We start from the raw sequence: 11522 nt of genomic DNA, 5'->3' as shown, positions 1-11522 counted from the left end.
GAAATTAAATAACCTGAGTCCTTATGAATATAGGACTCAGGCTGCATAAGTGTGCTTTTTTATTCCTGTCTACTTGACAGGGGTCACTTCAAATCGGCCCGGCGATTTTTTTATGCGTTTCCATCAGAGCCCCGGTTGAATCCGCATTTTCTTCAATAATTATTCGGGTTTCTGCTTTCACCGATACATATGTTTAAAACGATCTTTTCCCGTTAAAACTATGGTTGGAAAGAAAGGAAAGGGAGCTGCTATCGGTGAAAAGATTCATACCTTTGGTCATGGTGTTAATGATTGGCTCAGCCTGCAACAGTCAGGTGCGTTCACCACTGGAAATCGAGATGTATAATGCTGCAGGAGACTCCCTGGGTACAGCTACTCTGTCAGAACAGCCGGATGGAGTTCAAATTAAGTTAAAATTAGAAGGTCTAACCCCGGGGTTTCATGCCATACATGTCCATGAGTTTCCGGAATGCGACGGACCTGATTTTAAATCTGCCGGAAATCATTACAATCCTGACTCAAAAAAACATGGACTGATGCATCCGGAAGGTCCCCACTTAGGGGATCTCCCAAATATCGAAGTGGAGGGGGATGGAACGGTGGATGCCGAAATCATGGCGAATAAAGCTACTCTGAAAGACGACAAATATTCCCTCCTTACTGGTGGCGGTACGTCACTGATCATTCATGCCGGACAGGATGATGGGGTAAGCCAGCCTGCTGGAAACGCAGGAGAGCGAATTGCCTGCGGTAAAATTCAGCTGGAAGAAAAGGATCAGGAACAGGATCCGCAAAATCCGGCAGAAACTGGAGAAGAACAAAACAAGGATGAGGAATAAACACCTCATTCTCCGTCCTTTTTGTCATAAGAGTTTAAAGCCTGGATGATTCGATAGACCCCTTCTTCAACGGTTTTTTTCGGACAGGCTATATTCATCCGCATAAATCCGTTCCCTTCATCACCGAAAGAAGCCCCGTCGTTTAGCCCCACTCTGGCGTGTTCAATCATGAACTGGTTGAGTTTTTCCTGCCCCATTCCCATTTTTCTGCAATCCAGCCATAATAAATAGGTGCCTTCTGGTTGAATAACCTGTATTTGATCGGTCTTATGATGAAAGGAGTCCATCACATACTGTTTATGGTCCTCAAGAACGCTTAACAGTTCTTCGAGCCATGGCTCCCCGTGAAGATAGGCTGCTTCAAGTGCTGTTACGCCAAAGGTGTTTAACATCCCCATCCCCTGTTTTTTAAATCCTTTATCAATTTTTTTCTTCAAATTCTCTTCTCGCGTGATGAGATAAGAAGCTTGAAGTCCGGCCAGATTAAAGGTTTTTGAGGGAGACATACAGGTAACCACGTGTTGGCTGATTTCATCGGATAGGGATGCTACAGGAATGTGCTCATACCCTTCGTAGATCAGGTCACCGTGAATTTCATCAGAGACAATCGTCGCACCGTATTGTATGCACAGCTCAGCCATATTCCTTAATTCCTGCTTCGTCCATACTCTTCCAACAGGGTTATGGGGACTGCAAAGAATAAATAATTTCACACCATTTTTTAACCTGGCTTCAAAATCCTCAAAATCAATCTCATATCTGCCGTTAACCAATTTAAGAGGGTTTTTGACAAGGGTGCGGTTATGATGGTTTACTGCGCTGTAAAAGGGAGGATAAACAGGAGTCTGGATCATAACCTGATCTCCCTGTTCTGTCAGTGATTGAACGAGAATATGTAAGGAAGTGACAACTCCAGGACTATATGTCAGCCACTGTTGATCAATATTCCAGCCATGCCTTTTTTTGAGCCACTGCTGAATGGCTTCTGCGACTGATTCATCCGTTGCCGTGTATCCATAAATATGATGTTCTGCCCGTTTCATAATGGCATCCTTAACAGCATCAGCCGTATAGAAATCCATGTCGGCAACCCACATCGGCAATACATCCTTGCGTTTAAATATTTTTTCCCTTAAATCCCATTTCACCGATCGTGTACCTGTTCGGTCTATAATTTGCTGAAATTGTTCCAACAGCAATCACCTCCAACTTTTTCGTTAGTATCATCATACATAATATTGAGAACAAAATGAAAGGCAGACGATTTGTTTTTCAATACTGGGTGGAAAATAAAAAAAGCAAAGCGCTTAATGGTGCGCTTTGCCTTACACAGGGGGAATACGAGAAAGTTGGATTTTACATTCCTTATTATCAACAAAAAATTTTTGTTTTATTCAATTCATGGAAAATTTTTAATTTAACCAGGTGATTCCATCACTCTTTTGCTAGAATGAAGGGTTTATGTTAAAATGTTATATTGCGTGAAAAGATACGAAAAAATAACGGGAGTTGTTCATCATGGCAGAAAAGTTGGAAGTAGGTCAGATTATTGAAGGAAAGGTTACAGGCATTAAGCCATATGGTGCATTTGTTGCCTTAAATGATGAGGTTCAGGGACTTGTTCACATCTCTGAAGTAACCCATGGATATGTCAAAAATATTCAGGATCATTTATCCGTAGGTGACGAAGTAAAAGTAAAAATTTTAAATATTGATGAAGAAAAAGGAAAATATTCCCTTTCCATCCGTGCGACAGAAGAACCGCCAAAGAAAAGCAAAAAGTCAGATAAAACTCGTCCTAAACGGGAGGAAAATACTGAAACAGCGGGTTTTAATACCCTTAAGGATAAGCTGGAGGAATGGATTCAGCAATCAAAGGAACGTCAGGAAATGTACCGTAACTGATCAAAAAAGGCTGGATATACATATCCAGCCTTTTTTATTAGGATAAGAAGTGTAGCGTGATCATTCAGTTTATCATGGCAGCTCCAGCGCCAGGCCCCCTCGGACCAGTTCAGCTCCCCAGATGGCGACACAGCCTGCCCGGGAGCTTTCAATGCTTTTGGGGCCTGGAGGCTTCAAGCTGTTCGATTTATTCATTCGTTCTAGGTTCTGCACGCGGCACATACGTTTCTTCGGTATCACGAAACAGTAACGGGATTAAAAATAACCCGGCAATACCAACAATAGCATAAATGGTTCTCGCCAGTGCTGCGGTCTGTTCTCCTCCGCCAAATAAAGCAGCAACGAGATCGTATTGGAAAAAGCCGATAAGTCCCCAGTTTATGGCGCCAATGATGGCAATGGTTAAAGCGATTCTGTGCCAGGTTGTCATAAATGAACCTCCTTTTATACGTGGTCTACTTTAGGTTGTGCCACATGATAAAAAAATATTCACAATCAGGAATTTTGATTTTACTGTTTGATTATTACATAATAGGAAAGTAGATACATACGGGAAAGGAGAGGTTACGTTGAAAAATTTTGTGTATTATAATCCGACTAAATTAGTTTTTGGGAGAAATCAATTGGATCAGCTTCCCCAATTAATTCCGGATGATGTCCATCGAGTTCTTCTTGTTTATGGTGGCGGAAGTATTAAAAAGAATGGAATTTATGAGAATGTATTGGAAAAACTAAAGGAGCGTTCCCTGAACGTTTTTGAGCTGTCTGGAGTCGAACCAAATCCAAGAATTTCCACGGTCAGAAAAGGTGCGGATATTTGTAAAAAAGAACATATTGACTTTTTGTTAGCAGTAGGTGGCGGAAGTGTCATTGACTGTACAAAAACCATTGCAGCAGCAGCAAAATACGAAGGGGATCCATGGGATCTAGTGACAAAACAGGCAAAACCAGAGGATGCCCTTCCTCTGGGAACGGTTTTAACCCTGGCTGCAACGGGTTCTGAAATGAATGCGGGCGCTGTGATTACGAACTGGGAGACGAATGAAAAATATGGATGGGGCAGTCCCCTTCTGTTCCCGCAATTTTCGATTTTAGATCCAGTCCATACGTTTACAGTACCGAAAGATCAGACAGTTTACGGTATTGTTGATATGATGAGCCATATTTTTGAACAATATTTCCATCAGCCTACCCATTCTCCTGTACAGGACCGGATGTGTGAAGGGGTACTGAAAACCATTATTTCAACAGCTCCGAAACTTCTGGAAAATCTGGAGTCATATGAGCATCGCGAAACCATCATGTACGCCGGAACGATGGCTTTAAATGGCATGCTGCAAATGGGTTATCGGGGAGACTGGGCAACTCACAATATTGAACATGCCGTATCAGCTGTATATGATATTCCTCACGCCGGTGGTCTGGCAATTCTATTCCCGAACTGGATGAAATATCATGTCAAACAGGATGCCCAACGTTTTAAGCAAATGGCGGTTCGGGTATTTGGGGTGGATCCAGAAGGGAAATCAGATGAAGAAGCTGCATTACAGGGGATTGACCGTCTCCGGGAATTCTGGTCTGCCCTTGGGGCTCCATCACGGCTGTCTGATTATGATATCGATGATACGAAACTGGATCTGATGGTGGAACGGGCAATGGCCAATGGCCCATTTGGAAACTTTCATAAATTGGAAAAAGATGATGTAGAATCGATTCTGCGCATGTCGCTGTAGGCAGGAAGGCGCACAGGTCAGCGAATGGAGCTGACCTTTTTTCGGTTTCTGGCAAATTGACGAAATAAACGTTGTTTTTTAAGCATGAATCATAAAAATACATTTCTTTTCATCCGTTTCTTGATTTCATCATTTCCTTTCGATAGAGTTGTATTGGACATAAGGAGAAGCGGAGGGAATGAAAGATGACCCATATTCGTCTGGAATCGGAATATGTAAAGAATTTTATAAAAGATCATGAATGGCAGTATTTGAGTACAGCAGTCGATCAAGCTCACGCAATGCTAAACAGTAAGACGGGACCAGGAAGTGATTTCTTGGGCTGGCTTAATCTGCCTGAACGTTATGATAAAGAGGAATTTGAACGTATCCAGAAGGCTGCGCAGAAGATTCGGCAGGATTCTGATGTGTTGTTAGTCATTGGTATAGGCGGTTCCTATCTTGGTGCGAGAGCTGCTATAGAAATGCTGAATCACTCCTTTTACAACGTTCTTTCAAAAAAGAAACGGAAGTACCCGCAGATCTTTTTTGTCGGGAATAATATCAGCAGTACCTACATGAAAGAACTCATGGATGTTCTTGAAGGGAAAGATGTGTCCATTAATGTGATTTCCAAAAGCGGCACGACTACGGAACCGGCTATAGCGTTTCGAATGTTTCGCAAATTCCTGGAAGAGAAATATGGCAAAAACGAAGCCCGGACACGGATTTATGCCACAACAGACCGCAGGAAAGGAGCGTTAAAACAGCTTGCGGAGGAAGAGGGATATGAAACCTTTGTCATTCCGGATGATGTTGGTGGCAGATATTCGGTACTGACGGCTGTCGGATTATTGCCAATTGCGGTAAGTGGTATTGAAATTGAAGACGTGATGAAGGGGGCAAAGGATGCCCACAGCGAGCTGCAAACCTCTGATCTGAGTAATCCTGCATTTCAATACGCAGCCATTCGGAATATCCTGTACCAGAAGGGGAGATCGGTAGAACTTCTCGTTTATTATGAACCCGCTCTTCAATATTTCGCAGAATGGTGGAAACAGCTTTACGGCGAGAGTGAAGGTAAAGATCAGAAAGGGATATTCCCGGCATCTGCTGGATTTTCAACTGACCTTCATTCACTGGGGCAGTATATTCAGGACGGCCGCAGGCATTTATTTGAAACGGTACTCCATGTGGAACAGCCACGGGAAGAACTGATTATTGAGACGGATGAACAGAATCTGGATCAGCTGAATTATCTCGCAGGAAAAACAGTCCATCATGTAAATGAAAAAGCCTATGAAGGAACTTTGCTCGCCCACACCGACGGCAGTGTGCCGAATCTGGTCATCCATATTCCGCGTCTGGATGCTTATTCCTTTGGCTACCTCGTGTATTTCTTTGAAAAGGCCTGTGCATTAAGCGGCTATTTGCTGGGGGTAAATCCATTTGATCAGCCGGGAGTAGAAGCCTACAAGAAAAACATGTTTGCCCTTTTAGGGAAACCAGGTTTTGAAAAGGAAAAAGAAGAGCTGGAAAAAAGGCTGAAATAAGGAAAGCTAAGAGGACCCTGTCACAAAATGGCAGGGTTCTTTTGTGTTTAAGAATAACGGTACGTGGATACGATAAAACAAAAATGAAAAAGGAGAATACACATGCGCACCATAGAATCTGCATTGACAAATCAGGTTTTTTCCCTGGAAGATATGGAAAATAAACTAAAGCCGTTAGGATTTGATATTGGCGGCGGCTGGGAGTATGATCATGGCTTTTTTGATTACCAGCTCCAACAGGAAAAAACGTATTTCTTTTTACGTATTCCATTTACCGCCGAAGTGGGGCAGCTGGATGAGCAGGGAGTAGAGGTAAGGGTAGGACAGCCATATATATTGGGTCATCAGTTTCAGACAGGGATTGACGAAGAAGGGCAGACGGGGAACTTTTCGGCATCGATAAATCAGTTCCAGGATCCCGTCGATCAGGATACGTCGGTACCGGAAAGGTTTGTGGAAGCGGGCAGGAACGTGCTTGAATCAGCAGAGAAAGCATTACTTTCCTAAGGAGGATAAAACGATTACACGGTCATCTTTCTCCAGTTTCATTTGAAATGGAGGATTGATCTGGAACCTGCCATTGCGAATAATGCCAACCAATAGCTCGTCCTTTTTAGCATATTTATGGGAACATTCCAGAAACGTGATTCCCTGAAACTTTTCCGGCAGTGTATCCTCTCTGTATTGCTGACTTGCTAATTGTTCCAGAATAATATCAAACGGTTTCACTGGTTTCGGCCGATATATTTCATGGAAAAATAATGTACCCATAAAATCGTTGGTGCGAATGACGGAAGTGGCTCCCGCCCGTCTGGCATTTTCAATCTGATCTTTCATTAATATTTCTGTAATAATTGGAACGTCCCCATTTAAACCTCTTACCGCAACAGTGGCCAATACACTGAGTTGATCAGCCTGAAATTCGTTTTTGGATTGATCAGAAGTAATGATGACACACTTTGCTTTGGTGATATTGGCATGGTGTAATGTATGATCAAGGGTCGGGTTCCCTTTTATAAAATGGATGTGTTCCTTTCGGTAGTTGATTTTTTTCAGACTCTCATCAATCAGGACCATTTTTTCATGAGGATGAAACTTCCAGATCATTTCAATGATGTGCCTGGACCGTTCATTCCAGCCAATAATTATTACATGATCCTGATTTTTATAGGGAACAGCCCCCTCGGATAATTTTTGTTCACGCTGAACCGTTTGAGATGATACGGTTACCATATAATATGTCAACAGCCCCCCTCCAGCTAAAATCATCCCGATCCCCACCAGTTTTCCTGCTGTGGTTGCCGGTACATAGTCCCCATAACCGACGGTAGAGCCTGTGATAAACGCCCACCAGATTCCTTCGAATACGGTTGAAAAGGTTTGGGGTTCAAGGATATAAATGACAACGCCAAACAAAATCATAATACAAAAAATCGTTAATAAAAGACGAACGAATATAGGCAGATGAAAATACCAGCTCCATAGCGATTGGACCTTCATGGCAAATCCCCCAGAAGAAGATTGTTTTGCTGTTAGCATTATTCACCCCGCTGGAAGGGAATATACAGGCAGGAAATGTATCATTCATTAACAATTTTTTGTTCGGCCTGGCTTTCTCTTCACTCTTTGGTTATGTTTCATGAGCTTCCTGCAACATGAAGCAAATTAATTACACAATTTAAATAAATCGTATAGGATAGGTGAAGGAGGTTTATCATCGAATTTTAAACGATCTTTATAGGGGTCCTGTATATGCAATCATTCATCAAATGGGGATTGAGGCTATCTATCCTGACGTATGGCTTTATGCATGTAATGACATATTTCAATCCAGTTCCACCTCTTCTTGAATTGCTGTGGATCAGCGGCTTGCTTATATTCTTATTTACTACCTTACATCTGGGAATAAGATCTATTAAGCTTCCCCTTTTTCTGTTTTTATGCGGGGTGGCTGTTTTCCTGGCATCAGACGAAAACATGATCGAAGGATTTCGAAACGGCTTCCTGCAAATGAGGAGTATTGTAGGACTGTTAATTGTCATTCCATTAATCAGCTGGGTTTTACGGGATGAGCCCTACCTGGAAGCCATCATGAACGTTGGCCATCATTTTCTGGACACTGGCCGAAAGTTTTATGTTGGGATGATTTCCTTTATTCAGATTGTGGCGTATTTTCTTCTGTTCGGCTCGATACCAATGATGTATCAGTTTGTCAATATGATTTTGAAGGATGAGACGGGGGAGGCATGGGAGAAGTTTAAGGGAACTGCCCTTCTGAGGGGGTTTGCCCTTTCCGTCTTGTGGGTAGTAAGTATCCCGAGTTTTATTTATGTTGTGGAAACCATGGAAGCATCCCTGTGGGTTTCCATTTTTCAGGGGCTTGTCATTTCAGCCGTCATGGTACTGATTTCACTCCTGTTTTTACAGGCTGATGAGAAAAAATATCAGATCGACTTTACTTCTGGTATACGAAATGAGATTGAACACGTACTGGCAAAGGGAAATAGTCATGAAGAAAACAGAAGAAAAGCCGTTGAATTTATTGTCCTGTTTATCACTTTGTTCGGAACCATTCTTGTCATTCATGAATGGCGGGGAATAGAATTAATGATCGCTATACCGCTTGTCGTTTTGATCTGGACCGCAGTGTTTTATCTGCTGAAAAAAAGACCAGGGAAATTTCTTCAGGAATTGAAAAGCCATGTGGAAAAGGATATGATTCACCAGGGGTATCAGCTCAGCATTTTACTTGGGGCGGGGGTACTGATTGATGCATTAAATCAGACCCGATTTGCCGAAGTAGCTGTGAACGGAATAAATAGCTTGCAGGAACATTTACCCTTCTTGAATATGTTATATTTTCTCCCTTTTATGGTGATCATCCTTGGTTTTTTTGGTCTGGGGCCATTAACGGTCATGGTATTGATCGCTGGAATTCTGGAAAGTCTTTCCCTTCCATATCCGCCTGAATTAATTGTACTGGCCATTACATCTGGAAGTGCTATTTCCATTCTACTTTCACCGCTGATTTTACCGCTGATTGTCCTGAGCGGTTCGAATGGTTTAAACAGCTATAAAAATGGGATCGGTTTTAACCTTATGTTTGCCATTATGCTTTATGTCATTGTACAGATCTATATCCAGATGATGATCTATATGTTCTAATCATGTACATCTTAAAAAAGCTGCCCCATGCATGTTTATCATTGAAGAGCACATCCCTTCATTCCCCGTTTTCCCCTCATGCATGGAGACAGCTTTTCATGAATGATGATGCTTTACAGGTAATTTAATGTTTCTTCTTTTCAAGATCATCCAGTCGTTTTTCGATTTGCTCAAGCTTTTCATATATCGGTTTCAAGGCATCCTGCAAAATATCATATAGCTTTTCAGTACGGTTTGACTCCATGAGCCATCCCCCTCTTTCACCCTATTCCAGATTCCCCATTGGGCCAAAAAATTCATAATGAATTTGTTCTTCAGGTACGTCCCATTCTTTAAGAGCTTTATAAATTGCTTTCATAAAAAGTTCAGGTCCACAGAAGTAAAAATCAGCTCGATTGGATGGTAAAATGGAACGAAGCCATTCAAGGTCAATGTATCCTTCTCTGTCAAAGAGACGGTTTTCCCTGTCTTCTTCAGTCGGTGACTGATAGCAAACATAATAGTGAATTTGCCTGTTTTGTTCTGCGAGCTGTCGAATATGCTGATCCATCGCATGAACGTTACCATTTCGGGCAGCGTGGATAAAGATCACCTTTCGTTCAGAGTCCTGTTCTGCCAGCGTGTTTAGCATGCTGATCATCGGAGTTATACCTACACCTCCGCTGATCAGCACAACGGGTAAATCATGATCTGTCTGTAAAACAAATTCACCTGCCGGGGCTGTAATTTCCAGTATATCTCCTTCCTGAACTTTTTTATGCAAATAGCTGGAAACGATTCCGGACGGATTTCCATTTTCCCCGTCTTCCCGTTTTACAGAGATCCGATAATAATCTTTTCCGGGCGCATCAGACAGACTGTATTGCCTCATGTGCGTGTGAGGTTCCCCGTCGATGTCACATTTGACTGTAATATATTGTCCGGGATGAAAATCTGCCAGTTCCTTTCCGTCCTCAGGTTTCAAGTAAAAAGAAGTGATGACTTCACTCTCTTTCACTTTCCTTGTTACAGTAAACCGCCGAAATCCTTTCCATCCCCCAGTTTTGCTCTCAACCTCTTTATATAGCTCCTGTTCCACCTGAATGAATACATCCGCAATCACATCATAAGCTCTTTCCCAGGCTTGCATGATCTCATCTGTAGCTGCTTCCCCAAGTACATCCTTAATGGCTAAAAGCAAATGCTTTCCCACTATTGGGTAGTGTTCCGGCTTGATATTTAAACTTCGGTGTTTATGCCCGATTTGTCTGACGACCGGCAAAAGATCTTCGAGACGTTCAATATGGCTGGCAGCTGCATAAACGGTGGCAGCAAGTGCTTTTGGCTGACGCCCCATTTTTTGATGGGTCTGATTAAAAATGTTCTTTAGCTCAGGATGATTCGAAAACATCTGTTCATAAAAGCGTTTGGTGATTTGTTCCCCCTGTTTTTCTAGAACAGGAACGGTCGACTGAATGATATCGATCGTTTGAGCGTCCAGTTTTTCTTTTACATCTGTTGACAAGGTAATCCCCCCGGTTTTGATAAGATGTATTTTAAATGCATGTTTATTATAAAGTGAGGGCAAGTTAAAAAGCAATATTTAAAATACATGTTTAATAAAATGTTCACAAAGTTGCCGGTGGGCTGTTTTACTGATATTTTAAGAATGTGTTACGATTATGGTAGGATTAGACTGGCTAAGGACCGGGGTGATGGTATGCGGTTAACATCTTTTACAGAATATTCCCTCCGAGTACTATTGTATTTAGGAACCCGACCGAAGGGGCAGCTGTCAAGTATAAAGGAAATTTCATCCATTTACCATATCTCTACCAATCATTTAAGTAAAATCGTTTATGAACTGGGTAAATTAGGTCTTATCCAGACCATCCGGGGAAGAAATGGCGGCATTCGTCTGGCAAAAGACCCTGAGGAAATTAACATCGGGTGGGTGGTGCGTCAGACGGAGGAGGATTTCCATCAGGCGGCATGTTTTGATGAATCGAAACAGGGATGCATCATCAGTTCAGCATGCAGGCTGAAATCCGTTCTTTCGGAAGCACTCAATGCTTATTTAAATGTGTTAGATTCATATAGCCTCCAGGACCTGCTTGTAAATCAGAAAACACTGCAGCGGCTGTTTGAACAGACGGCGCAAATCCCCCGAAGGGAGTTGACCGAATAAAATATACCTTTAACCGTGTGCTTAATGAATACGATCGAACAGGAGGTCTTTCATATGGACGCAAAAAGCAGACAATTTTTCATGGAATTGGTTCTCCGCAACAAAATGTGCTTGATTCTTCCTCTATCGTATGATTGCTTTCAAATGCTAGGCTGGTTGCTGACATTCCATGCGAATACGC

The 11522-nt window shown here is 42.3% G+C and carries 11 protein-coding genes; 7 read left to right on the top strand and 4 right to left on the bottom strand.

Translation table 11 applies throughout. The features are described from left to right. Positions 1 to 254: 254 nt before the first annotated feature. Positions 255 to 839 carry a superoxide dismutase family protein gene (locus EDD68_RS15015; protein ID WP_132373293.1) on the top strand — a complete coding sequence of 195 codons (585 nt, stop codon included), beginning with the start codon at positions 255 to 257 and terminating at the stop codon, positions 837 to 839. A gap of 5 nt (positions 840 to 844) precedes the next feature. Here the strand turns inward: EDD68_RS15015 and EDD68_RS15010 are convergent, their stop codons facing one another. Next, on the bottom strand, positions 845 to 2032 hold the full coding sequence (locus EDD68_RS15010) for a MalY/PatB family protein (protein WP_132373291.1): 1188 nt from the start codon (positions 2030 to 2032) through the stop codon (positions 845 to 847). Positions 2033 to 2357: 325 nt separating this feature from the next. On the opposite strand from EDD68_RS15010, the gene yugI reads away from it, so the two are divergent. Beyond that, on the top strand, positions 2358 to 2744 hold the full coding sequence (yugI, locus tag EDD68_RS15005) for a S1 domain-containing post-transcriptional regulator GSP13 (RefSeq protein WP_132373289.1): 387 nt from the start codon (positions 2358 to 2360) through the stop codon (positions 2742 to 2744). Between the two features lie 187 nt (positions 2745 to 2931). Here yugI and EDD68_RS15000 read toward each other — a convergent pair whose 3' ends face one another. Further along, a complete protein-coding gene (locus EDD68_RS15000; protein ID WP_132373287.1) occupies positions 2932 to 3174 on the bottom strand; it encodes a DUF378 domain-containing protein in 243 nt (80 codons plus the stop codon). 139 nt (positions 3175 to 3313) lie between these two features. Here EDD68_RS15000 and EDD68_RS14995 point away from each other — a divergent pair, with 139 nt between their 5' ends. From EDD68_RS14995 to EDD68_RS14985, 3 genes are all read left to right on the top strand, one after another. Continuing rightward, positions 3314 to 4477 carry an iron-containing alcohol dehydrogenase gene (locus EDD68_RS14995; RefSeq protein ID WP_132373285.1) on the top strand — a complete coding sequence of 388 codons (1164 nt, stop codon included), beginning with the start codon at positions 3314 to 3316 and terminating at the stop codon, positions 4475 to 4477. A gap of 185 nt (positions 4478 to 4662) precedes the next feature. Then, entirely contained in the window at positions 4663 to 6009 is a 1347-nt protein-coding gene (locus EDD68_RS14990; RefSeq protein ID WP_132373283.1) for a glucose-6-phosphate isomerase, read from the top strand. A gap of 102 nt (positions 6010 to 6111) precedes the next feature. After that, positions 6112 to 6516 carry a YugN family protein gene (locus EDD68_RS14985; protein ID WP_132373281.1) on the top strand — a complete coding sequence of 135 codons (405 nt, stop codon included), beginning with the start codon at positions 6112 to 6114 and terminating at the stop codon, positions 6514 to 6516. On the opposite strand, the gene EDD68_RS14980 is transcribed toward EDD68_RS14985, so the two are convergent. Next, on the bottom strand, positions 6505 to 7509 hold the full coding sequence (locus EDD68_RS14980) for a potassium channel family protein (RefSeq protein ID WP_165902213.1): 1005 nt from the start codon (positions 7507 to 7509) through the stop codon (positions 6505 to 6507). The genes EDD68_RS14985 and EDD68_RS14980 overlap by 12 nt on opposite strands. A 252-nt stretch (positions 7510 to 7761) precedes the next feature. Here EDD68_RS14980 and EDD68_RS14975 point away from each other — a divergent pair, with 252 nt between their 5' ends. Beyond that, on the top strand, positions 7762 to 9174 hold the full coding sequence (locus EDD68_RS14975; RefSeq protein ID WP_132373277.1) for a hypothetical protein: 1413 nt from the start codon (positions 7762 to 7764) through the stop codon (positions 9172 to 9174). 265 nt (positions 9175 to 9439) lie between these two features. On the opposite strand, the gene hmpA is transcribed toward EDD68_RS14975, so the two are convergent. Further along, the gene (gene hmpA, locus EDD68_RS14970) at positions 9440 to 10678 is read right to left on the bottom strand and encodes an NO-inducible flavohemoprotein (protein ID WP_132373275.1); all 1239 of its coding nucleotides are present in this window, start codon (positions 10676 to 10678) and stop codon (positions 9440 to 9442) included. Positions 10679 to 10873: 195 nt separating this feature from the next. Between hmpA and EDD68_RS14965 the strand changes: the two genes are divergently transcribed. After that, the gene (locus EDD68_RS14965) at positions 10874 to 11341 is read left to right on the top strand and encodes an Rrf2 family transcriptional regulator (protein WP_132373295.1); all 468 of its coding nucleotides are present in this window, start codon (positions 10874 to 10876) and stop codon (positions 11339 to 11341) included. Positions 11342 to 11522: the final 181 nt, after the last annotated feature.

Origin of the sequence: Melghiribacillus thermohalophilus (assembly GCF_004342905.1) — a bacterium.
Classification (GTDB): Bacteria; Bacillota; Bacilli; order Bacillales; family Alkalibacillaceae; genus Melghiribacillus; species Melghiribacillus thermohalophilus.
This window is presented reverse-complemented; position numbering and strand designations above follow the sequence as displayed.